Here is a 23,440-nt window from a genome sequence, read left to right as displayed (position 1 = left end):
TGTTTGGGGGAAGAACGGCCCGGCGCACCTGCCTACGCTGCATCACGAAAACTGAATTCCGCAGGACGGAGGAGCCAGGTGCCCCATCGGATCGTGCATATGCTCCGGGCGCGCGGGTCGGGCCGCCGCCCCGTCATGCTCGCCATCGCGGGGGACAGCGCGGCGGGCAAGACCACGCTGACCAGGGGGCTTGTGCGGTGTCTGGGGGCCGACCGGATGACCGCGGTGTGCGTGGACGACTATCACCGCTACGACCGCGCCGAACGGGCCGGCAAGCCGTTCACGGCGCTGCACCCCGACTGCAACCACATCGACGTCATGGAGCAGCACCTGCAGTTGCTGTCCATGGGCGAGCCGATCCTCAAACCCGTGTACGACCACACGACCGGGAAGCTCGTCCGGCCGGAACTGGTCGAGCCACGCGACTTCGTGATCGTCGAGGGGCTGCTGCCGCTGCACACCCGGCTCGCGCGGGCCTGCTTCGACATCACCGTCTACCTCGACCCGCCCGAGCCGCTGCGGCACTCCTGGAAGGTCCGCCGCGACTGCGAGAAGCGCGGCTACAGCCCCGAGCAGGTCATGGCGGAGCTGGCCCGGCGCGAACCGGAGAGCGCCGCCTACATCCGGCCGCAGCGCAGGCACGCCGACATCGTCGTCCGGTTCGCGCCGGTCGCCGGCCGCCTCGACCCGCCGGGGACGCCGCTGTCGGCGGAGCTGCTGCTGCGTCCGACCATCGACCATCCCGAGCTGGCGGACGTCCTGGACGGCGGCGCAGGCGACACCGGGACCGCCATGCACCTGCGGCTGCACCGCGACACCGACGGCCGTCCCGTGGACGCCCTGCACGTGCACGGGTACGTCTCGCCGGAGGAGTCGCGGGTGGTCAAGAAGGCCATCTGGGAGCGTCTCGGCCCCCGCGCCGGCACCGGTCTCCCCGACCCCGGCGCGCTCGGCCGCCTCGGCGACTCCGGAACCAGCGACCCCCTCGCCATCACCCAGTTGCTCCTGCTGTACCACCTGCTGGACGCCGACCACCGCCAAGCCGCTTGAGCGAAGCGAACCGGGGGGTGTGGGGGGTCGCCCCCCCACAAGCAACACGCTTGAGCGCGAGCGAACCGGGAGGTGTGGGGGTCAACGGCTCCGCGTGTGCGCGGGGAGGCCCCGGGGCTTCGGACCTGTGCCCCGGGCCGCGCGCTCGCGGCCGCCGGGAGAGCGCCCCAGCGGGCGTGCGGGGCGCTCTCCCGGTCCCTCACAGCTCGTGCCAGGGGATCTCCGGGCGCTCGGGGGCGACCACCGCGAGGGACTGGCCGCCGCGGATGCGCTCGTCCGGGAGGGCGGTGAGCCGGAACCGGGCGTTCGGGCCGTGCGACTCGCCGACCGCCAGCAGCGTGCTCCCCCGGTGCAGGAGGAAGACCGCGACGTCGAGGCGGGACCACTCGCCGGCGTCCTCGGGGACGTCCACGCGGTAGAGCGTCCCGTCGCTGTCGAGCGTGCTCGCGAGGTTGTGGTAGATCGCCGCGACGCCCGGGTTGCGGATGGCGACGGCGACCACGGCGGGGTCGTCGACGTCCACCGGCTCGATGTCGGCGCTGATCAGGTCCAACGCCTCGGTGATCTCCGCGCGGCGGCCGCCGTCGCGCAGCCCCGCCAGCAGGTGGACCGGCGGGGCGCCTCTGCGCCGCAGGTAGGCCACGACGCCGAGCATCACCCGGACGGTCTCGTCGTCGGAGTGCCCCACGACCACGGCCGTGCGTGCGTGCTCCAGGCACGCCCTCTCGTAGGCGGTGTCGTCGAACGCGACGACGTCGTACAGGTCGGGGTCGGGATTCTCGCCCGTCAGCTGCCCCGGCCAGAAGATCGTGACGACGGGCGTCCGCGCGTACGCGGGGTCGGCGCGCAGCTGGCCGATGATGGCGCGCAGGGCCTCCCGCTCGTATCCGACGATCACGACGTGCCGCCGCCTGTGCAGCCGCGCCTGCCCGTTCGCCTTCATGGTCCTGCCCTTCGCCATCCAGAGCGTCAGCTCGGCGAACAGCACGAGCCCCGCGGTGAGACCGGCCACGATGATCAGCACGCCGCCGATCCGGCCGCCGACCGTCTCCGGCGCGAGATCGCCGTACCCGGTGGTGGTGCCGCTGACCAGGAAGTACCAGACGTACTGGGACGGGTTCTTGAGGTCCGCGCCGGGCTCCTCGAACACCGCGATCAGCACCCAGCCCAGCAGGAACGCGCCCGCGAGGACGAGCGCGGGCACGCGCCAGGACCGCCCGGTGATCCGGCTGACCAGGCGTAGCAGGACGATCGGCATCCGCGAAGCGTCGCAGCAGGCAAAACACCGCGTCAAGACCGGACGAGGCGTACGAATCGGACGGGTGCCGGCCGTCCCCCGCGGCGCCCCGGATCAGCCGGCCGGGCCCCGTTTCAGGACGCGCGACAGCGCCGCCGCGACCTCCTCTGACAGGCCCCCGTCGGCGGGCGGCTGCGCGCCCGAGTGCACCAGGTCGGCGCCGCCGAGATCGTCCCGGACGGCGTCGCGGGTGTGCCCGCAGTCGCGGCACTCCACCTCTCCGAGCCGGCAGACCAGGGCGGCCGAGCCGCACGCCGCGCAGCGGTCCAGGGTGTCCGCCCAGTCATGGGCGGCCTGGCAGGCCGGGCAGATCAGTACCTGGTGGTCGGCCCGCACCCCGCGCTTCCACGGGCTCGCGCCGCGCACGGGGTCGGTCTGCCGCGCCCCGCAGCGGAAGCAGGGCATCACACCTCCAAGGGTGCGGGGGACCGGTTCCGGCCATCCGTTACGGATGGTCGCGGACGGCACCGGAACCGGTCCGTTTCGCTCAGAGTTCGGCGAGCGCCTTGCGGTACTCCCCGATGTCGCGTGCGTCCGGAATGGCGTTCACGACCTTCCAGCGGACCACGCCCTCGGTGTCGATGACGAAGGTGCCCCGCAACGCCAGCCCCTTCGCCTCGTCGAACACGCCGTAGTCTCGTGCCGTCCCGCCGTGCGGCCAGAAGTCCGACAGCAGCGGGAAGTCGAATCCTTTCTGGTCGGACCAGGCCCGCAGGGCGAACATCGAGTCGACCGAGACCGCGAGCACCTGCACGTCGTCCGGATCGCCCAGGCTGGGCAGCTCGTCCCGGATCGTGCACAGCTCGCCCGTGCACACGCCGCTGAACGCCAGCGGGTAGAACACCAGGACGACGTTCTTGTCTCCACGGAAGCCCGACAGCCTCACCGGGGCGCCGTGCTGGTCCCTCAGCTCGAAGTCCGGCGCGGCATCGCCTACGTCGACGGCCAAGAGTGGCTCCAGCCCCGCCCTACTTGCGGACCTTGGGCGCGACCAGCCGCGTGCCGGACCATTCCTTGGCGGCACTGACGCTGCTGGTCTGCGACAGGCCGGCGGTCTGCGCCGCTTCGCCGATGTCGCTCGGCTCCACATGCCCGTCCCGGCCCGCCTTCGGCGTCAGCAGCCAGATGTTGCCGCCCCCGGTGAGCGGGATCATCGCGTCGGTCAGACCCTCGAACAGGTCGCCGTCCTCCTCGCGCCACCACAGCAGCACGATGTCGACCACGTCCTCGTAGTCCTCGTCGACCAGCTCGTTCCCCGTGAGCTCCTCGACGGAGCGACGAAGCTCCTCGTCTACGTCGTCGTCGTAGCCGATCTCCTGCACCACCTGGCCCGCCTTCAGGCCGAGCCGTTCGGCCAGGCTGCGCTCAGACTGCGCCTGACCCGCGGTCGCGCTCACGAAAGTCCTCCCATTGTCGTCAGTCCGCACGGTGCCGTGCTCGTGTCCTTCCGACCCCCCGAGACGGGTGGCCCGTCCGCACCTGCGCGGTGTTTGCGGGACAGTCCACACAAGTGAGGCCCCGTTGCGCAAGTGTCTTCCCGGCATTTGGTGGCCTCATCGACCCGAATACGGAGATCGCCGTCACCGCACGTCCACGGAGGGTGATGCGCCGCCCCGCGTATCCCGCCGCTCCGGTTCGGCCCCCGCTCATCCTTTAATGAAGGACAACCGAACCTGGCGCTCCGCATTGTCCACGTTGAGGTCGACCAGGGCCACCGACTGCCAGGTGCCGAGCGCGAGGCGCCCGCCGACGACCGGCAGCGTCGCGAACGGCGGGACGATCGCGGGCATCACGTGCGACCGCCCGTGCCCGCGCGACCCGTGCGCGTGGCGCCACCGGTCGTCCGAGGGCAGCAGGTCACCCAGGGCCGCCAGCAGGTCGTCGTCGCTGCCCGACCCCAGCTCGATGATCGCCACGCCGGCGGTGGCGTGCGGGACGAAGACGTGCAGCAACCCGTCGCCGCCCGCCGACGCGGCGAACCGCTCGCATTCGGCCGTGATGTCGTGCACGGCCTCGCTCGTACCGGTGGCCACCCGGACCACGGTGCTCTCCATGATCCCCGGTGTACCCGATCGGCGCCGCGGAACGCGTCCGCGGCGGCGCGATCTCCGGCCGCCCGTCTGCTCAGCGCGAAACCTGCTTACGGGGCTCGATGACGGCGTCCGGACCCGGGTAGACCAGGGTCTCGTGGCCGTCGTCGAAGCGGACCAGGTACGGCGGGCCGCCGGCCTCTCCGCGCACCTCGATGATCTCGCCCGTACGGTCCGGCTGCCCGACGACGTTGCCGTGCACGTGCAGCCGGTCTCCGATCCGTCCGTTCATCACTACTCCCCATGTCGCCGGAAAAACGGCTCTCCACAGGGTGGGTACCCCGGTTGACCGGGGAGAATGGTTACCGGTTGGTAGAGATGCGTTAGCCGTCATAAACGGCGACGATGGATCACGAACCGAGGCGACAACAGTCTGCCGGGGACCGGCCGCCTCCCGCTCGGTGGCGCGCAGGTCTCACCAGCAAGGACGGTAAGGACAGAGGGGACCCCGTGGCTTCCGGACGTCAACGCTTTTCGATCATCAGCGACGGCCTGCCGAGCCAGCTGCCCGACATCAACCCGGACGAAACCCGGGAATGGCTGGAGTCGCTGGACACGGTCATCAAGACAGAAGGCCGCGGCAGGGCGCGCTACGTGATGCTGCGGCTCCTGGAGCGGGCGCGCGAGCAGCAGGTCGGCGTGCCCGGCCTGCGCAGCACCGACTTCATCAACACCATCCCGCCGGAGTCCGAACCCTGGTTCCCCGGCGACGAGCACGTCGAGCGGCGCATCCGCGCCTACATCCGCTGGAACGCGGCGATCATGGTGTCCCGGGCCAACCGGCCCGAGCTCGGCGTCGGCGGCCACATCGCCACCTACGCCTCCGCCGCCTCCCTGTACGAGGTGGGCTTCAACCACTTCTTCCGCGGCAAGGACCACGGCGAGTCCGGCGACCAGGTCTTCATCCAGGGCCACGCCGCCCCCGGCATCTACGCCCGCGCGTTCCTGGAGGGCCGGCTGCCCGAGGACAAGCTCGACGGGTTCCGGCAGGAGCACTCGCACCCGGGCGGCGGCCTGTCGTCCTACCCGCACCCGCGGCTCATGCCGGACTTCTGGGAGTTCCCCACGGTGTCCATGGGCCTCACCGCGATCGACTCGGTGTACCAGGCGCGGTTCAACCGCTACATGTACAGCCGCAAGATCAAGGACACGTCCCGGTCGCACGTGTGGGCGTTCCTCGGCGACGGCGAGATGGGCGAGCCGGAGTCGCTCGGCGCGATCGGCCTCGCCGCCCGCGAGGAGCTAGACAACCTCACCTTCGTCGTCAACTGCAACCTGCAGCAGCTCGACGGCCCGGTGCGCGGCAACGGCAAGATCATCCAGGAGCTGGAGTCGTTCTTCCGCGGCGCCGGCTGGAACGTCATCAAGGTCATCTGGGGCCGCGACTGGGACCCGCTGCTCGCGCAGGACGTCGACGGCGTGCTGGTCAACCAGATGAACACCACCCCGGACGGGCAGTTCCAGACGTTCAGCGTCGAATCCGGCGAGTACATCCGGGAGAAGTTCTTCGGCGCCGACCCGCGGCTGCGCAGGATCGTCCAGCATCTGTCGGACGACGACCTGCGCAAGCTGTCCCGCGGCGGGCACGACTACCGCAAGGTGTACGCGGCGTTCAAGTCGGCCCGCGAGCACGTCGGCCAGCCGACGGTCATCCTGGCGCACACCATCAAGGGCTGGACGCTCGGCTCCGACTTCGAGGCCCGCAACGCCACCCACCAGATGAAGAAGCTCACCAAGGCCGAGCTGAAGGAGTTCCGGGACCGGCTCTACCTGGACATCCCCGACTCGGCGCTGGAGGCCCCGCTGCCTCCCTACTACCACCCGGGCGAGGACTCCGACGAGATCCAGTACATGCGCGAGCGGCGCGCCGCCCTCGGCGGGTTCCTGCCGAAGCGGGTCGTGCGGGCCAAACCGCTCAAGCTGCCGGGCGACCCCGTCTACAGCGAGATGAAGAAGGGCTCCGGCAAGCAGAACGTCGCGACGACCATGGCGTTCGTCCGGCTGCTCAAGGACCTGATCAAGGACGAGAACATCGGCGCCCGGTTCGTGCCGATCGCCCCGGACGAGTACCGCACGTTCGGCATGGACTCGCTCTTCCCCACGTCCAAGATCTACTCGCCGCAGGGGCAGACCTACGACGCGGTGGACCGCAAGCTGCTGCTGTCGTACAAGGAGTCCGAGAGCGGCCAGATGCTGCACGAGGGCATCAGCGAGGCCGGCTCGATGGCGTCCACCATCGCCGCGGGCACCGCGTACGCCACGCACGGCGAGCACATGATCCCGGTCTACATCTTCTACTCGATGTTCGGGTTTCAGCGGACCGGCGACCAGATGTGGGCGCTCGGCGACCAGATGGGCCGCGGCTTCCTGCTCGGCGCCACCGCCGGACGCACCACCCTCACCGGCGAGGGCCTGCAGCACGCCGACGGCCACTCCCCGCTCCTCGCGGCGACGAACCCGGCGTGCGTCCACTACGACCCGACGTGGGCGTTCGAGCTGGCGCACATCGTCAAGGACGCGCTGCGCCGCATGTACGGGACGTCCGAGGAGCACCCGAACGGCGAGGACGTCTTCTACTACCTCACCGTCTACAACGAGCCGTACCAGCAGCCCGCCGAGCCCGAGAACCTCGACGTCGACGGGCTCCTCAAGGGCCTGTACCGGTACCGGGAAGCCCCGGAGGTCGCCTCCGGGAACGGCGAGACCCCGCGGGCCCAGATCCTCGCGTCCGGCGTCGGCGGCCGGTGGGCCCTGGAAGCCCAGCGCCTCCTCGCCGAGGACTGGGGCGTCGCCGCGGACGTCTGGTCGGCCACGTCGTGGAACGAGCTGGCCCGCGAGGCCCGCGACTGCGACGAGTGGAACCTGCTCAACCCCGACGCCGAGCAGCGCGTCCCCTACGTCTCCCGGACGCTCGACAGCGTCGCCGGGCCGATCGTGGCGGTATCGGACTTCACCCGCGCCGTACCCGACCAGATCGCGCCCTGGGTGCACGGGGACTTCTCCTCGCTCGGCACCGACGGGTACGGCTTCTCCGACACCCGCGCCGCCGCCCGCCGGTTCTTCCACGTGGACGCCGCGTCCGTCGTCCTCGCGGTGCTCACCCGGCTCGCCCGGCACGGCGAGGTCAAGCCGGAGACCCTGCCGCAGGCCATCAAGCGCTACCGCCTCGACGCCGGCGTCAGCGACGTCTTCGCAGGCGGTGTAGGCAGCGCCGAGAGCAACACGGGCGGCGACGCTTGATCTAAGGGGTGATTGCGGAGGTGTAGGCCGCAATCACCGGAGAAGGGCCCCGGAATGGTTTCCGGGGCCCTTCTCGCGTTTTAGATCAGCGCGCCGGGGGCGTGAAGACGGCGAACTCGTTGCCCGACGGGTCCGCCAGGTGGGCGAACCTCAGGCCGTTGCCCGTCGTGGTGGCGGGCGCGGCGACCTTGCCGCCGTGCTTCTCGGCCTCGGCGCAGGCGGCGTCCACGTCCTGGACGAGAACATAGAAGATCGCGTGGTTGCCGGACGCGTCGGGCATGTGCGCGATGCCGCCGCTGGGGATGTCGGCCCCCGGGTAGCGGATCAGGTCGTAGCCGTCGTCGTCCGGGTCGAGCGTGAACTGCCAGCCGAACATGTCGCCGTAGAAGCGGCGGGCTGCCTCGGGCGCGTCGGTACCGACCTGGAACCACGCGACGGTGTTGAACGCGGGAACACTCATGGATCTCCTCCTTCGAACGCTGCGGGCACCAGCCTCCGGGAGCACTCCGACAACCCCCTGTCGGTGTTTCCCAGCCAGATTCCGCACGGCGAGGCGAAACGCGCCCACACGATGGTGCGGTCGCCGTCCGTCCGGAATCCCCATGCCTCCGCCAGGGCCTCCACGATCTTGAGCCCACGCCCGCCCTCGGCCCCGGTCTCCCCCTTGACCTGCGGCCGCCCGCCGCCCGCACCGTCATCGGCGACCTCCAGCAGGTAGAAGTCGCCGCCGCCGAGCAGGCTGACCGTCACCCGTCCACCTTTGCCCGAAGCCGTATGGGTGATGGCGTTGCAGACGGTCTCGCTCCCGACCGTCACCAGGTCGTCCAGCGCGGGATGCCCCGGAGGCAGCAGGTCGCGCAGGAACCGCCGCGCGAACCCCACCGACCGCCGGACGCCGGGAAGAGTAAGCGTGCCGAGCACGACCACCCCGCCGCTCATCACCGCGCCGTCCACGACACACCGCACCGGGCCGTTCCCGTCTCAGGCGCTCCCATTCCGGCGCCTCCCTTCGATTCGGAATCGCCCGCCACACTCGCCGCCCGAACCGCTCGTGTCCCCCACCCTGAACGTTTCCCGACTGAACGTTCAATGCGCACCGATTCCGTGAACAACCAACAACACAGAGTGACATCCTGAAGGAATGCCTTCCGGGAACGCCCCCACCGTTCGCCAGCGCCGGATCGGCTCGGCGCTCCGCAAAGCCCGCGACCACCACAACCTGACCGTCGCCACCGTCGCCCGCCGCTTCGGCCGCTCGCAGGGCTGGATGAGCATGATCGAGAACGGCCTCCAGGTCATCTCCCCCGACGAACTCAACGACCTCCTCGACTTCTACGCCATCGAGAACGGCCCCCTCCGCGAGTCCCTCCTCCACCTCGCCACCCACACCCCGGGGACCTGGGCTCGGGCTTACGAGTACCGGATCTCCGCCGCCGCCTTAGACCTGGCCAGCCTCGAAGAAGACTCCGCCCAGATCCGCAGCTTCGAACCCAGCATCGTCCCGGGACTACTACAGACCCCCGAGTACGCAAGAAAGATCATCGCCATCGGCAACGCCAAGCAACAGCACGAAATAAAGACACTGGTCGACTTCCGAATGTCGCGCCAGCGGGTCTTGGGTCAGCCAAGCCCTCCCCGTTTAGTGGCGATCATCGCAGAGGCCGTCCTCCACAATCAGGTCGGGCGCGATCCCACAATCTTGCAAAAGCAGGTTGGGCGGCTGGCAGAGGCCGCCCGCCTCGACCACGTGGAACTCCGCGTCCTTCCCAGCACGGCCAGCGAGTACCTCGGGCTCATCACCCCATATCTTCTCCTCTCCCTACGTCCACCCGGACGGCTCACTGTGTCGGTGGGCGACCACCTGACAGGCAGCATCTTTGTGGAAGACGAGGTGGAGGTTGCAACCCATGAGGAGATCTTCGAGCTACTACTGTCAGCGACAGTGAGTAGAACCGCTTCGCTGGAGCTCATTGAGCGGGTAGCGTCCCAATCATGAGCACCCCGACGCCGGACCGCACCCAGTGGCGCAAGAGCTCCTACAGCGGCGCCAATGAAGGAAATTGCGTCGAGGTGGCCGACCTCAACGACCAAGTCGCCATCCGCGACAGCAAAGCACCGGAGACCGGTCACCTCGCCCTGACCCGCGAGAGCTTCGCCGCCCTCCTCAGCCACCTGGGAGGACAGACATGATCGCTGCGCCTACCTGGCGCAAGAGCAGCCACAGCGGCGGCGTCGAAAACGAATGCGTCGAAAACGCCGACCTCAACGACCACATCGGCATCCGCGACAGCAAGAACCCCACCGGCGGACACCTCACCGTCACCCGCCAAGACTTCGCCCCCCTCCTCAACTACCTGACATCGGTGAGGTAAGCGAGGCGCGAGCTGGGATCTCTAGCGGGCCCTGGGGGCGGTCCTGGCTGCTGCGGAGGACGAGGAGCTTGATGGCAGTCGAACGGATGCATTGGGCTGATCTGCCGCCGTCCACCAGGATGAAGGGCAAACGCCAACCTGGGTGGTCAGGTGGTCGGCGAACTCGTCCGTTCGGTCTCAACCCCGGTAGTAGCGGCGGGTGGTTCCTTCGGTGTGAGGGCTTCCGCGGGTTTGGGCTTTGCCAGGCAGATGCCTGTGTAGGCGGCGGTGAACACCGCGACGCCGGACAGGAACACCCGCTTGCAGCCGAAGCGGTCGGCGAAGCGACCCAGCCTCCCGGGACGGGACGGACCCATGACTGGTGCTCGATCACGCAGTTGCCAACCGGGGTCTCGAATGCGGCCGGCTGGAGCAGTTGCATGATCACCACCAGCCATAACCGACAAGGCGGTATCCACATCCGAAACTTCTACAACTCGGAACGGGTCCTTGAAGACGACCCGTTCTATGTGAAGGTCGAGCCGTAGCCTCAAGAGCATGGCAAGTGCCGGTTGACGGGACCGATCGGTCTCGTCAACCGGCATATGTCGTCGATTTCCGTTGACCTTTATCCCGGCTTCGATAATTTTTGGGCAGTCACTTGCCCGATTACCATTTCCTCAGGTAGGATATGACGATGCTACACTTTTCCGTCAAGGGTGAGATTTACGCGGATAATCACTCGTTCCTGTTGGCGGAACCTGGAGAGTACCCGTCATCCGCCATTGAATTCTTCAATGGTCTGGTGGCGGTTCAGTCCGGGCTGGCCATGATCCTCACCGGGGTGGCGATGGGCCCGGTTGAGGTCACCCTTGAACTCTGGGATGAACTTCCATCCGTTGACTTCGGGGATTGGGATGAGATCGTCGAGGTTTCATTGTATGCCCGTGAGGCCAACGTGTCGCTTACCGGGCCCGAGGTGGAAGCACCGGCACACATGCCGGTTGTTTCTTCAGCAGGTCCAGGAAGTTACCGGCTGAGGGTTCACGCCCGGGGCAGGGACGAAAACTATGATCTCGCTGTACGGTCGCCTTCTGAGTCCTATCTGATCCAAACATGCCTCGGCCCGAGTGCCCCTGAAGTAGTAATCAAGGCCACCGATCAATGCGGTCGCGACTTTTACGCTTAAACCATCTCCGACCGGTGGGGGGCCGGCGTTTGGCCGCGGCCTCAGACGAACTCCAGGGAGCGGATGACGTAGTCTGCGGCTCATGGCCGACGGACACAGCGCCGCACAGGCCGAAGGGGTCGTGAGTCGGCTCCCAGCATGGTCGGTCGCCCCACCTGATGCTCTGGCCGCCTTCGCGGCGGCGAGTGCGAACCTGTGGACCGAGATCGCCGGGCACGATCAATCGTCGTGGACCAAGGCCATGGAGTTGGCCGCGCTTGAATGGGCGGCCTACCACACCGCACGCTGAGGGTGATTTGTTTCCGCTTGTTCACCGTCAAGGAACTCGGCCGCTTCATGATCCGCGCCTACGAAATGGGCATCTACAAGCGCTACTTCGACCTGATCGCCACCGGACGCAAGACCACCGAGATCCGGGTCAACGACTCCAGCCGCAAGAAGATCAAGGAAAGGATGCGCCGCTGGATTCGCTGGTGCGGACGATCGCGCCGAGCGCCGCTACGCCCATGCACTAGAACCAGTGCGAGCAGCCCCGCACCGGCTAGCGCCAGGTCGGTGGGGACCACGGTCTGGAAGCCGTACCTGGCGGCGAACGGGTTGACGACCACCAACGTTCACCAGGTGAGCGCGGCTGCTACTGGTAGGTGGTCGCTGCCGGTGGCTGGGAGCACCCGTGAGCTCACCGGGCTCATGCCCTTGACCATGATCTGGTCGATGCGTGCCACCGGGAACTTCGCCGGCCAGGTGAAGCCGAAGCCGGCCCCGGCCGCTACCTGGGTTGAGCGCATCTGGGAGGTGATGCCGGCGAACGCGCGGTCGTCCATGGTGCCGTTCAGGTCGCCGAGCAGCACCACGCGCTCGTTGTGCTCGGCGGCGATGGCCTCCCCAAGGGCCCGCGCGTTCCTGTCGCGGTGGACCGTCCAGAAGCCCGCCCGGGGATTCACTCGCGCCGACCCCAGGTGGGCCACGTACACCGCCAGCGGCCCGTGGTCAGTCGTGACCGTGATGCGCAGCGCCCGAAGGTATTCCTTCGTGACCTCGGGCGGTCTGGTCGCTGCCAGCGGCCCGTAGTCGGTCTGGATGTCGACCGGCCCGGTGTCGGACAGCGGCAGCTTGCTCCACAGCCCGACCGTGCCCTGAACCACACGGTGCGGGTACGCCTCCGCCAACTCCCGCTCATAGATGGGTTTGGCCTCGTCGGTCAGCTCCTCCAGGGCCAGCACGTCCGCACCGGACGCGGCCAGAGCGTGGGCAGTGCCGGCCGGGTCGGGGTTGTCCGCGCCGACGTTGTGGCTGGCCACGGTGAGGTCGCCGCCGGAGTGTGACGTGCCGACGAAAAGCCCACCGAAGAGGCTCAGCCATGCGACGAGCGGCAGCAGCAGTGCGGCCAGCGCGGAGGCCGAGCGGCGCCACAGGGCCCCGACCAGCAGCACCGGGACGAACAGGCCGAACCATGGGAGGAACGTCTCGACCAGGCTGCCGACGTTCCCGATGCGGTTCGGGATCTGCGCGTGCAGCAGTATGAGCAGGCCCAGCAGCACCGCCAGCGTCGCGAGGACCGGGCCGCGCTTCCAGGGACCCGGCCGGGAGAGGGCGCGGATGGCCTGGCGGGTGCGCGAGCGCCACGTCCCGGTGTCCGCGGCTTGCGGGTCGGCGGTGTGGGGTTCGGCCTCCGCCGCGTCCACCTGTGTCATCGACCGTCCTGGCTCCCTACCTGCGGTGATCATGCGACCTCGCCGCGGGCGATGTAGAGGTTCATGCGGGTGAAGTCGAGCGTGATGGTGAAGGGCTTGAAGAAGCAGTGGGCGAAGTGGCCGAACGAGTCGAACCCCGGCCCGTACGGCCAGGGCACGTTGACCGGCATGTTCGTGTCCGTCTCGCAGTAGACGTCCTTGGCGACGGCGCCGCCGAGGCGGATCTCCTTCGGGTAGCAGGGATAGGTGGTGGTCGCGTGGCTGTGGGCGAAGGTCTCGACCGGACGGTCGCGGTCGGTGCGAACACCCAACCGCTCGGCCACCTCCCCGGGCATGCCCGCGGCCATCGCACCGCTGTCTCCGCCGAAGTTCACGCCCATCACCTGCGGGCCGGAGCCGGCGATGCCGCCGATGCTGCTGAGGTCGTGGTCGCGGGACAGCCACAGCGGCAGGCGCTCGGCGCCCGCACGTGCGGCGTCCGCGCGGGCCCGGTACACCGCTTCGGGGGTCGGACGGCGCAGGATCAGCGACCGCCCCGCGTAGTCGAAGGTGGTCAGCAGGTGGTAGAAGACCCACGTGCCGATCATGCCGTCGCTGTCCGTTCCGACATCTGCGCCCGACTCCGTCGACGACCAGCCCACGGGGACGTTCCGCAGCTCGATACCGCCCAGTTCGAAGGAGTCCAGCACCCCGTAGTACACCCAGATGGTGGTGCCTTCGAAGTCGGTCTTCTCCTTGTACACGGGGCTCAGCCCGGCTTCCTTGGCCACCGTCGCGGTCACCTGCAGATTCGGGGCGCCGGTGTAGAACGTGAAGCGCTTCGGCGGTCCGCCGTTGACCGATGCCTCCACCAGCGGCACCGGGTCCATCTGCACCCATGGCACACGGCCTGTGTCGCCGTGGATCCGATAGGGCTCGCCGCGGACCGCCGCGAACCATTCGGCGTACCCTTGCTCGCCTGCCGCTCGCCAGCGCGGCACGGACAGCGAGAGCTTGTCCTGCCGGATGTAGCAGTCGCCCAGCAGCCCGTTGGTCTCCTTGTCGTCAGGCGCCAGTTCGAGGGCCATCGTGAGGTATTTCTCCGCGTCAGCGAACTTGTTGGACAGCAGCCCGATATAGCCGCGCCGGCGCGCCGCGCGCAGGTTCGTCGGGTCCTTTCTGAGGATCTCCTCGTACGCGCGGCCCGCCCACTCGAACTTCCCGGCCTTGAACAACGCGTCCGCGTCACCGCCGTCGGCGTGCGCCGTGCCCGCCTCGCCCAGCAGCGGCGCGGTCGCGGCGGCGCCGACCACCACGGCCGCCACCTCCAACAGCGAACGCCGGTCCCAGCCTCCGTCACCCGCCACGGCCTCCTCCTTCTCCGAAGCCGGGGCGCCATGCCCCCGGCACGGACCGCCGTGGTCCGCGCCTCCATGGAAGACGGGGCGCTGTTGCGGTGGCGTATGCGTTTTTCGATACGCCCGCGATACGCCTGACGGCAGCGAACCGCGCGGCCGATCAGGTTCTGCGCGAGATGACCATGATGTATTCGCAGGGAGCGTTCGTTCGGTTGGCGAAGCCGTGGTCCGCGTCGGCCTGGAAGAACAGGGAGTCGCCTGTGCCCAGGGTCTCGCTGATCCCGCCGATCGCGACGGTGAGGGTGCCTTCGAGCACCACGAGCTGTTTCTCCGTACCCGGCGGATACGCGGGCAGCAGCCCGGTGGAGACCTGCGCGGGGAGGTAGTGGACGACCATCTCGGCTCCTCCCGCGCCGGGGGCCGCTGACACGATGTGCCGCTCGAAGCCGGTTTCCGGGTCACGGAAAACGGGGCGATCGTTCTTGCGCATGACAATGGCCGCACCGGACGCGGCGGCCGGTGCACCGATCAGGTCCGAGAGCGACGTGCTGAGCGCGTGGGCGATCCTGGACGCGACGCCGATCGTCGGGCTCTTCTCACCGCGTTCGACCTTGGACAGCATCGCCCGGCTGACCGACGCCTGTGTGGACAGCCGCTCCAGTGTCAGGCCCGCCTCCTCGCGGCGTCTCCGCACGTTGCCGCCGAACGCGCCGGCCAGGTCGTCACCGTGCTGCGGTTCGGCCGCGTTTCCGTCCTGCTCGACCACCGTGCTCCTCGATCGATGGGTACCGCGCCGCCCACAGTGTAGGGTTTCTTCTAAAGTAGATAGCGTGTCTTCTATAAGAGACATTCGATGTGCGCCCAACGCGACGGAGGTTCCATGCGTCTGACCTCAAGTGGCCGGCACCATGCCACGTTCGAATTCGGCGACCTGCAGGTGATCTCGTTGCGGGACGGGTACATCGACATGGCGCCGACACGACTTCGCGCCGAGGACGGGCACGCGCTCGATGAGCTACCGGCCACCGTCCCGCTGGTCGGCGACAACCTGCGGCTGTCGGTGAACGCCTTCTTCGTCACCGACGGCACGCGGTCGGTTCTCATCGACACCGGCGCGTCCAACGCCTGGCACGACCCCACCATGGGATTGATCTACGACGCGCTCGACGAAGCGGGAATCGACCGCGCGCGGGTCACCGATGTGGCCATCACCCACAAGCACGTGGACCACGTGAGCGGCCTAATCGCGCCGGACGGTTCAGAGGCGTTCACCGACCTTGAGCGCGTGTGGATCGGCGCGGGCGACGCCTCGGTGATCACGGGGAGGCTCAAGCCGATCCGCGACCGGGTCGTGCCCGTGTCGGAGAAAGTCGCGATCAACGACTGGACCACCGCGATCCCGACACCGGGCCACACACCCGGTCACACCGTCTACGAGTTCAGGAGCGGCACCGGCCGCCTTCTCGCCTGGGGCGACACCGTGCACGTTCCCACGCTCCAATTCGATCAGCCGAAGGTGTCCTGGGAGCTCGACGGCGACCAGACCCAGGCCCGCGCCGCGCGAGCCGCCCTTCTCGAACAACTGACCCGACCGCACCACTTCGTCGCCGGCGCCCACCTCGACTCACCCGGCATCGCCCGCGTGACCCCCTCCGGCGACGGTTATGCGCTGGAATACCTCGCACCACCGATCGGCTGACCGAGCCCGTCGCGGTCAGGGGTTGGCGTACATGGTGGTGGCCACGCGGTCGAAGTGGCGTGACGCCAGGTCTTGGCGTCTGATCGCCCAGTACATGGTGGCCATCTCCAAGCCGGCCATCGCGGGGCGCCATTCGGCGAGAAGCGCCCAGTCCTGAAGATCCCCGGGGTCGGCGGTCTCTCGTGCGCAGTTGACGACGGGGTCGCCCCATCCCTCGGCGTCCGAGGCGTAGCCGCCGATCTGCAGGTGAGACCACTTGTAGATCCTTCGCTCTTCGCCCCAGATCTCTTCCCACACCTCGCGTAGTTCCTCGGCGCGAGGATGCTCGGCGGTGTCGACGGTCACCTCGTCATCGGCGATCTCGTGGTTGGGCAGGGACACGTTGGGCTTCAGGCGCAGGTCGCCTTGCAGCTCGGTGTCGAAGTCCAGACTCGCCAAGTGGTCGTCCGGGTCGTAGTGGTATTCCACCCGGCGTTCCTCGACGGCCGTGCCCGCGGGGACGTACACCGCGGCGCCGGTGGCGCCGTCCAGGCCGGTGATCGCGAACACCCGCACCCGCCGGCCCCGCGGGCTGCTTCCGGACTGCGCGCGGCCTCAGACGAATTCCAGGGGTCGGACGATGTAGTCGGACGGGAGGTCGTCGGGCATGGCATCGGCGGCGCGGTCGGGGGCGGTCTCCTCCAGGAGGACGGCGCGGCGGACGCGGTCGGTGCGGAAGACGCGGCAGCCGCCGCGCATCCGGCACCAGGCGGTCAGGTACCAGCCCTTGTCGGACGCGGTGAACGTGACGGGTTCGACGTCGCGCTCGGTCTCGGCGCCCCAGCGGTCGACATAGGTCAGGCGGACCACCCGGCGGGTCAGGACGGCCTCCTCCAGCACGGCGGGCACGGACGCCGCGTCATCGTTCCCGGCCGGGTCCAGGAAGCGGATGCGGGCGGCCAGCTCGCGGGCCGAGGCTCCGTCGTCCGCGGACATGGCGGCGACGATCTTGTGGAGTGCGGTGCGGGCGGAGCGCGAGTACGGCGAGCCGTTCGCCCGGGACAGGGTGATCGCGACGGCGACGGCCTCGGCGGGGGTGAAGTTCAGCGGCGGCAGCGTCCGGCTCTTGTCGAGGGTGTAGCCCCCGGCGCGGCCGACGTCCGCGAAGATCGGCACCCCGGCCTGCTGGAGCGCGCTGATGTCGCGCTCGATCGTGCGGACGCTCACCTCGTACCGCGCCGCCAGTTCGCGCGCGGCGAGCCGGCGAGGCGCACAGGCGCGCAGTTCCTCCACCAAGGCGTACAAGCGGTCCGTCCGGTTCACGCGGCGACCGTACGCGACGGCTCCGACATTTTCGGGACGCTAAGGGAAGCGCCAGAGGCGCACCGTTCCGTTGCCGCTGCCCGCGCCGGCGGCGAGCAGGCGGCCGTCCGGGCTGAACGCCAGGGTCACCCCGTCCGACCTCACCCAGTCCAGGGTCGCGAAGCTCTCGCCGGTGCGCATGTCCCACAGCCGGATCGTCCGGTCCAGAGCCGCGCTGGCCAGGACCCGGCTGTCGGGGCTGAACGCCAGACCTTGCACGCGGCCCTCGTGTCCGTTCAGCTCCCGCATCTTCCTGGATTGCAGGTCCAGGAGCCGGACCGTCCAGCCCGGCTCGTCCCGGACGTCGGACGCGGCGGTCCGCCCGTCCGGCGCGAACGTGAACAGCACGTTGGCGGGCCTGGGCACGGCGTTGGCCCGGTGCGTCCGCAGGTCATGGATCTGGATGTCGCCGCGGGCGCCGACAACGCCGAGCCGCTCACCGGCCGCGTCGAAGATCAGGTGCAGGGGCGCACCATTCCTCGGAGCGAACGCGCCGGTGCGCCGGCCGGTCGCGGTGTCCCAGAGCTCGATGCCGATTCCGACGGTGGCGAGGGTCCGGCCGTCCGGGCTGAGCGTCTTGATGTACGACCTGACCTCGGGCCTGATCGTCCGGAGCCGGGTACCGGTGGCCGTGTCCCACAGTTGGACCGGGCCCTTCCCGCGCAGGGTCGCCAGCAGCCGACCGTCCCCGCTGAGCGCCGTGAGCTGGTCGGTGCCCTCCTCGCCCAGCTCGTGCGCGGCTCCGCGGCCGGTCGCGACGGGCCACCGCCAGATCTGCCCCGCGCCCGAGCAGACCAGCGTCGCGGAGTCGGGGGTGAACGCGAGCTGGAGCGTCGTCGCCGGTCCGCCGGCGAGGACCAACGGCTGGGGCTTCTTCAGCGGTGTGGTGCCCTCTCCCGAGGCATCGCCGGGCCACCACCACACCAGCGAAGGGACGCCCAGTACAGCGGCGGCGCCCGCCGCACCGCCGATCAGGACGGCACGGCGTCGCGGCCGTGCGGGCGGGGCCGCCAGCAGCCGGGCGGCCTCGGCGGGCGAGGGCCGCTCATCCGGGTCCTTGGCCAGGCACGCCTCGATCGCGGGCCGCAGCTCGGCGGGCACCCCGGTCAGGTCGGGCGGGGCGCTGACGATCCGGTGGACGATCCCCGGCACGTTGGCCGCGTCGAACGGCCCGCGTCCGGTGGCGGCGAACGCCAGGACGCAGCCGAGGGAGAACACGTCCGACGCCGGGCCCGCCGTGTCCGCGCGGACCTGCTCGGGCGACATGAACGCGTACGTGCCGACGACCGCGCCGGTGGACGTCAGCGCGGTGGCGTCGGCGGCGCGGGCGATGCCGAAGTCGATGATGCGCGGCCCGTCCTCCGACATGATCACGTTGCCCGGCTTGAGATCGCGGTGCACCAGCCCGCTCGCGTGGATCGCCTCCAACCCCTCGGCCAGCGCCGCGCCGAGCGCGCGAACATCGGGGACGTCCAGTGGCGCGGCCTCGCGCAGGGACGGGCCGGGGATGTAGGCGGTCGCCATCCACGGCTCGTCGGCCTCCGGATCGGCGTCCACCACCTGCGCCGTGTAGAAACCGCCCACCTTGCGGGCCGCCTCGACCTCCCGCGCGAACCGCACCCGGAACTCCGGACGGTCCAGATGCTCGGCACGGATGACCTTCACCGCGACCCGACGACCACCGGACGAGACCCCCAGGAACACCTCCCCCATGCCCCCGGCGCCGAGCCGACCCTCCAACCGGTACGGGCCGATCCGGCCGGGGTCACCGTCCTGCAGCGCCTCCATCTGGGCGACTCTCCCGTCCATCCAGCGACTCCCGCACTCTCCTCGCGGGATGTGACGCCGCCCGAGCGCCTAAAGATCGCGAAGGAAGGCGAGCAGCGCGTCGTTGACCTCGGCGGGACGCTCCTGCTGCGTCCAGTGGCCGCATCCGGACAGCCATACGGTGCCGCGGAGGTTCGGCACGAAGTCGGACAGGGAGTCGATCACGTGGCGGGCGCCGAGCGCGACGCCGTCCCGGTCGCCGCCGATGTAGAGGGCGGGCGGGCCGATCGGGGCGCGGTGCCAGGCGGCGGTGAGCTCCCAGTTGCGGTCGAGGTTGCGATACCAGTTGACCGGGCCGGTGAAGCCGCTCTCGGCGTACTCCTGGACGTAGGCGGCGATGTCGTCCTGGGTGAGCCAGCCCGGCAGCTTCTCCGGGTCGGGGAGGACGTCGAGGAACCCGCCGTTCTCCGGGGCGACCAGCATCGGGCCTGGGCCGTCACCGGACATCCCGTACAGCATCCGGCGGAAGGTGGCCGCCCGGTCGCGGTCGAGTTCGGCCTCCGGGGCGTCCGGTTCCTGGAAGCGCACCATGTAGAAGCCGTCGCCGAACATGCGGCGCATCGACGCGACCGGCGGTCCGCTGCCGCGCGGCCGGTGCGGGACCGACATCCCGACCACCCCGCGGACCTTGTCCGGACGCATCTGCGCGACGGCCCACGCGACGGGGGCGCCCCAGTCGTGGCCCACCACGACCGCCCGGTCCTCGCCGAGGGCGTCGATGAGCCCGACCGCGTCCCCGGCCAGGTGCAGGATCGTGTACTGGTCGGCCTCGGCGGGGCCGCCGGTGCGGGCGTAGCCGCGCTGGTCGGGCGCGACGGCGTGGTAGCCGGCCTCGGCGAGCGCGGTGAGCTGGTGCCGCCAGGAGTACCAGCATTCGGGGAAGCCGTGCAGGAGCAGCACGAGCGGCCCCTCGCCCGCCTCGGCGACGTGCATGCGCAGCCCGCTCTGGGACTGGACGCGGCGATGCGTGATCTCGGTCATCGGCACCCCTCCCGTGCGGCCCTAACGGTAAGCCCCCCGGGTTTCCGGGCGGCACGCGAGATGGGAGTTCGCCGCGAATGCCGCCCGTCCATACCGTCCCGGACCGGATTGTGTGCGCGGGCCACATGGGAGGAAACGGGCGCACTCCGTAGGTTCTGCCCATGACGAGCGTGACGCCGCGGGCGGCCGCGGGGACTTCGGGGACGCTGGATCTGTCGGGCCGGCGCGCCCTGGTCACCGGCGGCGCGAGCGGCATCGGCCGCGCCTGCGCCCGGCGGCTGGCGGCGGCCGGCGCCGAGGTGGTCGTGGCCGACATAGACGGGGACGCGGCGGACCGGGCGGCGGCCGAGATCGGCGGTGCCGCGATGCGGGCCGACCTGGCCGACACGGGTGCCCTGGACGGGCTCGCGTCCGGGGTCGACATCCTGGTCAACAACGCCGGGATCCAGCATGTGGCGCCCGTCCACGAGTTCCCGCCCGAGACGTTCGCGCGGATCCTGCGGCTGATGGTGGAGGCGCCGTTCCGGCTCGTCCGCGACGCGCTGCCCGGCATGTACGAGCGGGGCTGGGGACGCGTCGTCAACATCTCGTCCGTCCACGGGCTGCGGGCGTCGCCCTTCAAGTCGGCCTACGTGACCGCGAAGCACGGCCTTGAGGGCCTGTCCAAGGTGGTCGCCCTTGAGGGGGCCGCGCACGGTGTGACGTCCAACTGCGTCAACCCCGCCTACGTCCGGACACCGCTGGTGGAGAAGCAGATCGCCGACCAGGCGCGCGCCCACGGCATGCCCGAGGACGAGGTCGTCGAGCGCGTCATGCTCGACCACGCCGCCCTGAAGAGGCTGATCGAACCGGACGAGGTCGCCGAACTCGTCGCATATCTCTGCTCGCCCGCCGCGTCGATGGTGACCGGCGCCTCGCTCACCCTCGACGGCGGCTGGACGGCGCACTGAGAATGGGCCGTATGACCTGCGGCGTCTTCCTCGAACTCCTGGCCCGGGAGGCCTCCCCCGTCGAGTTCGAGGGTCCCCTCGTCCAGGCGCGGGCGGAGGGCGCGCCGCCGGCCGTCCTGGAGGAGCTGGAGGCGGCCAAGCTGGCGGCGCTGCGGGTCCGCACGATCATGCGGCGGCACGCGCGCCGGGAGGCGGAGCTGGCGGCGCTGTTCGACACCGCGGGCGACCTCGCCGGGCTGCGCGACCTCGACGCGGTGCTGGAGGCGATCACCCGGCGCGCCCGGCGGCTGCTGAACGCCGACATCGCCTACCTGACGCTGAACGACGACGAGCGCGGCGACACCTTCATGCGGGTGACGGACGGGTCGGTGTCGGCGGCGTTCCGGCGGCTGCGGCTGCCGATGGGCACCGGCCTCGTCGGGCTGGTCGCGCAGACCGCGATGCCCTACAACAGCGCCCACTACCTCGGGGACGAGCAGTTCCAGCACCGCGGCTTCATCGACGACGCGGTCGCCGAGGAGGGCCTCGTCGCCATCCTGGGCGTTCCGATGAAGCTTGGGAGCCGGGTCATCGGCGTCCTGACGGCCGCGAACCGCAGCGAGCGCCCGTTCGACCAGGAAGAGGTCGCCCTGCTCGGCTCGCTGGCCGCGCACGCCGCGATCGCCATCGACAACGCCCGCCTCCTGGAGGAGACCCGGACCGCCCTGGACGAGCTGAGCGCCGCCAACGAGGAGGTCAAGGCGCGCAGCGCGGCGGTGGAGCGGGCGGCGCGCGCGCACGACCGGATGACCGCCGTCGTCGTCCGCGGCGGTGGCGTGGAGGACGTCGGCGCCATCGTGACCGAGCTGCTGGGCGGCACGCTGCACGTCCTGGACGCCGACGGCCGCCACCTGGCGACCACGGGCACCGTGTCGGCGCCGCTCAGCGACGAGGAACTGGTCGGCGTGTCGGCCTCCGCGCACTCCGCGCGCGCCCAGGGCCGGACGGTCAGGCGCGGCGACCTGTGGATCGCGTCGGTGTCCACCGGCGACGAGATGCTCGGCACGCTGGTGCTGCGCACCTCCGACGAGGTGGACGACGCCGACCAGCGGATCCTGGAGCGCGCGGCGCTCGTCACGGCGCTGCTGCTGCTGTTCCAGCGCAGCGTCACCGAGGCGGAGGGACGGGTGCGCGGCGAACTGCTGGACGACCTGCTCTCCGGACGCCGGACGGGCACCGACGCCCTGACCGCGCGGGCCCGGCGCGTCGGCGTCGACCTGAACGCGCCGCACGTCGTGCTGTGCGCCAAGTACGAGCACCGCGAGCACCGGCAGCGCGCCGCGTTCTGGGCGTCGTCCTTCGCCGCCGTGGAGCACGGGCTGGCCGCCTCCCGGCCGGAGGAGATCGTCCTGCTGCTGCCGGGCGACCGTCCGGGCGACACCGCGCGCCGGATCGCCAAGGAGCTGGGCGCCTCCCTCGGCGGGCCCGCCACGGTCGGCGCGGCCGGCCCGGTGACCGAGCCGGGCGGCGTCGCGTCCGCGCACCGGGAGGCGCAGCGCTGCGCCGACGCCCTGCTGGCGCTCGGCCGCCGCGGTGATGGCGCCGGCGCGTCCGAGCTCGGGTTCGTCGGCCTGCTCGTCGGGGACGACCGGGACGTGGCGGGGTTCCTGCACGGCGCGCTCGGGGCCGTCCTGGAGTACGACGAGCGCCGGGGCACCTCCCTGGTGCAGACCCTGGAGGCGTACTTCGGCACCGGCGGCAGCCTGTCGCGGACGGCGGAGCGCCTGCACATCCACGTCAACACCGTCAGCCAGCGCCTGGAGCGCATCGCCCGGCTTCTCGGCGACGACTGGCAGACCCCCGAGCGCGCTCTGGAACTCCAGCTCGCCCTGCGGCTGCACCGCCTCTCCCGCTGAAACGCGGCGTGCCGCCTCGTGGACGGCACGCCGCGTTCGCGGGTCAGGCTGGGGTGTCGACGGGTTCTTTGGTTTCGGGTGCGGGTTGGTCGGGTGTGGGTGGGTGGCGGGTGGTCAGGAGGTGGCGGGCGGTGCCCCAGATGCCGCGGCGGAACAGCAGGACGATGACGATGAAGATGGATCCGGTGACGATTCCGGTTTCCTGGAATCCGGCGGTGGCCAAAAAGTCCTGGAGTTGGACGACCAGGGCCGCGCCGATGGCGCCGCCCCACAGGGTGCCGATGCCGCCCAGGATGACCATCATCACCGCCTGCCCGGAGGTGGTCCAGTACACCCCTTCCAGGGAGGCGAAGCCGTGCCCGACCGCGAACACGCCCCCGGCCAGGCCCGACAGCCCGGCCGACAGCACGAAGGCCAGCAGCCGGTACCGGTCCACCGGATAGCCCAGGGCGCGGGCGCGGGCGGGGTTGTCGCGGATGGACACCAGAACGCGCCCGAA

General features: G+C 70.2%; 27 protein-coding genes and 1 pseudogene. 12 read left to right on the top strand and 16 right to left on the bottom strand.

What is annotated here, in order from left to right; translation table 11 throughout:
* Positions 1 to 78: 78 nt before the first annotated feature.
* Positions 79 to 1,050 (top strand): phosphoribulokinase, encoded by a 972-nt coding sequence (locus tag BM339_RS05945; protein ID WP_075020185.1) that lies wholly within the window; start codon positions 79 to 81, stop codon positions 1,048 to 1,050.
* A 199-nt stretch (positions 1,051 to 1,249) separates the two neighbouring features.
* Here BM339_RS05945 and BM339_RS05940 read toward each other — a convergent pair whose 3' ends face one another.
* The 6 genes from BM339_RS05940 to BM339_RS05915 form a co-directional block, all read right to left on the bottom strand.
* Entirely contained in the window at positions 1,250 to 2,308 is a 1,059-nt protein-coding gene (locus BM339_RS05940; protein ID WP_075020184.1) for a potassium channel family protein, read from the bottom strand.
* A gap of 93 nt (positions 2,309 to 2,401) precedes the next feature.
* A complete protein-coding gene (locus BM339_RS05935; protein ID WP_021594403.1) occupies positions 2,402 to 2,752 on the bottom strand; it encodes a hypothetical protein in 351 nt (116 codons plus the stop codon).
* 82 nt (positions 2,753 to 2,834) lie between these two features.
* Positions 2,835 to 3,296: a peroxiredoxin gene (locus BM339_RS05930; protein WP_021594404.1), complete on the bottom strand. Its 462-nt coding sequence runs from the start codon at positions 3,294 to 3,296 to the stop codon at positions 2,835 to 2,837.
* A gap of 19 nt (positions 3,297 to 3,315) precedes the next feature.
* Positions 3,316 to 3,744: a DUF3052 domain-containing protein gene (locus BM339_RS05925; RefSeq protein WP_021594405.1), complete on the bottom strand. Its 429-nt coding sequence runs from the start codon at positions 3,742 to 3,744 to the stop codon at positions 3,316 to 3,318.
* Positions 3,745 to 3,993: 249 nt separating this feature from the next.
* Positions 3,994 to 4,401 carry a YjbQ family protein gene (locus BM339_RS05920; protein WP_075020183.1) on the bottom strand — a complete coding sequence of 136 codons (408 nt, stop codon included), beginning with the start codon at positions 4,399 to 4,401 and terminating at the stop codon, positions 3,994 to 3,996.
* Between the two features lie 70 nt (positions 4,402 to 4,471).
* Positions 4,472 to 4,669 carry a DUF1918 domain-containing protein gene (locus BM339_RS05915; RefSeq protein ID WP_021594407.1) on the bottom strand — a complete coding sequence of 66 codons (198 nt, stop codon included), beginning with the start codon at positions 4,667 to 4,669 and terminating at the stop codon, positions 4,472 to 4,474.
* 218 nt (positions 4,670 to 4,887) lie between these two features.
* Between BM339_RS05915 and aceE the strand changes: the two genes are divergently transcribed.
* Positions 4,888 to 7,677, top strand: coding sequence for a pyruvate dehydrogenase (acetyl-transferring), homodimeric type (aceE, locus tag BM339_RS05910; RefSeq protein ID WP_021594408.1), 2,790 nt, complete (start codon positions 4,888 to 4,890; stop codon positions 7,675 to 7,677).
* Positions 7,678 to 7,762: 85 nt separating this feature from the next.
* Here aceE and BM339_RS05905 read toward each other — a convergent pair whose 3' ends face one another.
* Together BM339_RS05905 and BM339_RS05900 are read right to left on the bottom strand one after the other, a co-directional pair.
* Positions 7,763 to 8,137 carry a VOC family protein gene (locus tag BM339_RS05905; protein ID WP_021594409.1) on the bottom strand — a complete coding sequence of 125 codons (375 nt, stop codon included), beginning with the start codon at positions 8,135 to 8,137 and terminating at the stop codon, positions 7,763 to 7,765.
* The gene (locus BM339_RS05900) at positions 8,134 to 8,643 is read right to left on the bottom strand and encodes an ATP-binding protein (protein ID WP_143118292.1); all 510 of its coding nucleotides are present in this window, start codon (positions 8,641 to 8,643) and stop codon (positions 8,134 to 8,136) included. Before BM339_RS05900 ends, BM339_RS05905 begins: the two co-directional genes overlap by 4 nt.
* Positions 8,644 to 8,818: 175 nt before the next feature.
* Between BM339_RS05900 and BM339_RS05895 the strand changes: the two genes are divergently transcribed.
* From BM339_RS05895 to BM339_RS52420, 7 genes and pseudogenes are all read left to right on the top strand, one after another.
* On the top strand, positions 8,819 to 9,673 hold the full coding sequence (locus BM339_RS05895) for a helix-turn-helix domain-containing protein (RefSeq protein WP_075020181.1): 855 nt from the start codon (positions 8,819 to 8,821) through the stop codon (positions 9,671 to 9,673).
* Complete coding sequence (locus tag BM339_RS05890; RefSeq protein ID WP_075020180.1) at positions 9,670 to 9,867, top strand: DUF397 domain-containing protein; 198 nt, start codon at positions 9,670 to 9,672, stop codon at positions 9,865 to 9,867. Before BM339_RS05895 ends, BM339_RS05890 begins: the two co-directional genes overlap by 4 nt.
* The gene (locus BM339_RS05885) at positions 9,864 to 10,049 is read left to right on the top strand and encodes a DUF397 domain-containing protein (RefSeq protein ID WP_075020179.1); all 186 of its coding nucleotides are present in this window, start codon (positions 9,864 to 9,866) and stop codon (positions 10,047 to 10,049) included. The genes BM339_RS05890 and BM339_RS05885 overlap by 4 nt, the downstream gene beginning before the upstream one ends.
* 71 nt (positions 10,050 to 10,120) lie before the next feature.
* Positions 10,121 to 10,576 carry a hypothetical protein gene (locus BM339_RS49620; RefSeq protein ID WP_177287632.1) on the top strand — a complete coding sequence of 152 codons (456 nt, stop codon included), beginning with the start codon at positions 10,121 to 10,123 and terminating at the stop codon, positions 10,574 to 10,576.
* Positions 10,577 to 10,719: 143 nt separating this feature from the next.
* Complete coding sequence (locus BM339_RS48430; protein ID WP_143118291.1) at positions 10,720 to 11,217, top strand: hypothetical protein; 498 nt, start codon at positions 10,720 to 10,722, stop codon at positions 11,215 to 11,217.
* Between the two features lie 82 nt (positions 11,218 to 11,299).
* Entirely contained in the window at positions 11,300 to 11,506 is a 207-nt protein-coding gene (locus BM339_RS05880; protein WP_075020178.1) for a hypothetical protein, read from the top strand.
* A pseudogene (locus tag BM339_RS52420) lies at positions 11,479 to 11,658 on the top strand (ASCH domain-containing protein); the annotation flags it as partial. The gene BM339_RS05880 and the pseudogene BM339_RS52420, both read left to right, overlap by 28 nt.
* 173 nt (positions 11,659 to 11,831) lie before the next feature.
* Here the strand turns inward: BM339_RS52420 and BM339_RS05870 are convergent.
* From BM339_RS05870 to BM339_RS05860, 3 genes are all read right to left on the bottom strand, one after another.
* Entirely contained in the window at positions 11,832 to 12,911 is a 1,080-nt protein-coding gene (locus BM339_RS05870; RefSeq protein ID WP_083597332.1) for an endonuclease/exonuclease/phosphatase family protein, read from the bottom strand.
* Positions 12,912 to 12,940: 29 nt separating this feature from the next.
* The gene (locus tag BM339_RS05865; RefSeq protein WP_083597330.1) at positions 12,941 to 14,257 is read right to left on the bottom strand and encodes an aspartyl protease family protein; all 1,317 of its coding nucleotides are present in this window, start codon (positions 14,255 to 14,257) and stop codon (positions 12,941 to 12,943) included.
* Positions 14,258 to 14,408: 151 nt separating this feature from the next.
* Entirely contained in the window at positions 14,409 to 15,014 is a 606-nt protein-coding gene (locus BM339_RS05860) for a helix-turn-helix domain-containing protein (protein WP_021594418.1), read from the bottom strand.
* A 114-nt stretch (positions 15,015 to 15,128) separates the two neighbouring features.
* Here BM339_RS05860 and BM339_RS05855 point away from each other — a divergent pair, with 114 nt between their 5' ends.
* A complete protein-coding gene (locus tag BM339_RS05855; RefSeq protein WP_075020176.1) occupies positions 15,129 to 15,947 on the top strand; it encodes an MBL fold metallo-hydrolase in 819 nt (272 codons plus the stop codon).
* A 15-nt stretch (positions 15,948 to 15,962) separates the two neighbouring features.
* Here BM339_RS05855 and BM339_RS05850 read toward each other — a convergent pair whose 3' ends face one another.
* From BM339_RS05850 to BM339_RS05835, 4 genes are read right to left on the bottom strand one after another with little or no spacing between them, the layout of a single operon-like run.
* Positions 15,963 to 16,502 (bottom strand): DUF1963 domain-containing protein, encoded by a 540-nt coding sequence (locus BM339_RS05850; protein WP_075020175.1) that lies wholly within the window; start codon positions 16,500 to 16,502, stop codon positions 15,963 to 15,965.
* Positions 16,503 to 16,541: 39 nt separating this feature from the next.
* The gene (locus BM339_RS05845; RefSeq protein ID WP_024936067.1) at positions 16,542 to 17,249 is read right to left on the bottom strand and encodes a helix-turn-helix transcriptional regulator; all 708 of its coding nucleotides are present in this window, start codon (positions 17,247 to 17,249) and stop codon (positions 16,542 to 16,544) included.
* A 39-nt stretch (positions 17,250 to 17,288) separates the two neighbouring features.
* Positions 17,289 to 19,097, bottom strand: a complete 1,809-nt coding sequence (locus BM339_RS05840; protein WP_143118290.1) for a WD40 repeat domain-containing serine/threonine protein kinase — start codon at positions 19,095 to 19,097, stop codon at positions 17,289 to 17,291.
* 48 nt (positions 19,098 to 19,145) lie between these two features.
* Positions 19,146 to 20,096: an alpha/beta fold hydrolase gene (locus tag BM339_RS05835; protein WP_075020173.1), complete on the bottom strand. Its 951-nt coding sequence runs from the start codon at positions 20,094 to 20,096 to the stop codon at positions 19,146 to 19,148.
* 161 nt (positions 20,097 to 20,257) lie between these two features.
* Here BM339_RS05835 and BM339_RS05830 point away from each other — a divergent pair, with 161 nt between their 5' ends.
* Together BM339_RS05830 and BM339_RS05825 are read left to right on the top strand one after the other, a co-directional pair.
* Entirely contained in the window at positions 20,258 to 21,046 is a 789-nt protein-coding gene (locus tag BM339_RS05830) for a 3-hydroxybutyrate dehydrogenase (RefSeq protein WP_075020172.1), read from the top strand.
* Positions 21,047 to 21,057: 11 nt separating this feature from the next.
* The gene (locus BM339_RS05825; protein WP_021594426.1) at positions 21,058 to 22,941 is read left to right on the top strand and encodes a helix-turn-helix domain-containing protein; all 1,884 of its coding nucleotides are present in this window, start codon (positions 21,058 to 21,060) and stop codon (positions 22,939 to 22,941) included.
* 43 nt (positions 22,942 to 22,984) lie between these two features.
* Here BM339_RS05825 and BM339_RS05820 read toward each other — a convergent pair.
* The coding region (locus BM339_RS05820; RefSeq protein WP_143118289.1) for a branched-chain amino acid ABC transporter permease at positions 22,985 to 23,440 on the bottom strand (456 nt) is incomplete at its 5' end.

Source organism: Actinomadura madurae (assembly GCF_900115095.1).
GTDB lineage: Bacteria > Actinomycetota > Actinomycetes > Streptosporangiales > Streptosporangiaceae > Spirillospora > Spirillospora madurae.
The sequence above is the reverse complement of the archived record's forward strand: the minus strand, read 5'-3'. Positions and strand labels throughout refer to the sequence as shown.

Coding starts and splice junctions, on each gene's coding strand:
- BM339_RS05935 (WP_021594403.1), bottom strand. CDS start 2,752: ATGCCCTGCTTCCGCTGCGGGGCGCGGCAGACCGACCCCGTGCGCGGC.
- BM339_RS05840 (WP_143118290.1), bottom strand. CDS start 19,097: ATGGACGGGAGAGTCGCCCAGATGGAGGCGCTGCAGGACGGTGACCCC.
- BM339_RS05870 (WP_083597332.1), bottom strand. CDS start 12,911: ATGACACAGGTGGACGCGGCGGAGGCCGAACCCCACACCGCCGACCCG.
- BM339_RS49620 (WP_177287632.1), top strand. CDS start 10,121: ATGGCAGTCGAACGGATGCATTGGGCTGATCTGCCGCCGTCCACCAGG.
- BM339_RS05905 (WP_021594409.1), bottom strand. CDS start 8,137: ATGAGTGTTCCCGCGTTCAACACCGTCGCGTGGTTCCAGGTCGGTACC.
- BM339_RS05890 (WP_075020180.1), top strand. CDS start 9,670: ATGAGCACCCCGACGCCGGACCGCACCCAGTGGCGCAAGAGCTCCTAC.
- BM339_RS05825 (WP_021594426.1), top strand. CDS start 21,058: ATGACCTGCGGCGTCTTCCTCGAACTCCTGGCCCGGGAGGCCTCCCCC.
- BM339_RS48430 (WP_143118291.1), top strand. CDS start 10,720: ATGACGATGCTACACTTTTCCGTCAAGGGTGAGATTTACGCGGATAAT.
- BM339_RS05835 (WP_075020173.1), bottom strand. CDS start 20,096: ATGACCGAGATCACGCATCGCCGCGTCCAGTCCCAGAGCGGGCTGCGC.
- BM339_RS05915 (WP_021594407.1), bottom strand. CDS start 4,669: ATGAACGGACGGATCGGAGACCGGCTGCACGTGCACGGCAACGTCGTC.
- BM339_RS05940 (WP_075020184.1), bottom strand. CDS start 2,308: ATGCCGATCGTCCTGCTACGCCTGGTCAGCCGGATCACCGGGCGGTCC.
- BM339_RS05895 (WP_075020181.1), top strand. CDS start 8,819: ATGCCTTCCGGGAACGCCCCCACCGTTCGCCAGCGCCGGATCGGCTCG.
- BM339_RS05880 (WP_075020178.1), top strand. CDS start 11,300: ATGGCCGACGGACACAGCGCCGCACAGGCCGAAGGGGTCGTGAGTCGG.
- BM339_RS05830 (WP_075020172.1), top strand. CDS start 20,258: ATGACGAGCGTGACGCCGCGGGCGGCCGCGGGGACTTCGGGGACGCTG.
- BM339_RS05855 (WP_075020176.1), top strand. CDS start 15,129: ATGCGTCTGACCTCAAGTGGCCGGCACCATGCCACGTTCGAATTCGGC.
- BM339_RS05885 (WP_075020179.1), top strand. CDS start 9,864: ATGATCGCTGCGCCTACCTGGCGCAAGAGCAGCCACAGCGGCGGCGTC.
- BM339_RS05920 (WP_075020183.1), bottom strand. CDS start 4,401: ATGGAGAGCACCGTGGTCCGGGTGGCCACCGGTACGAGCGAGGCCGTG.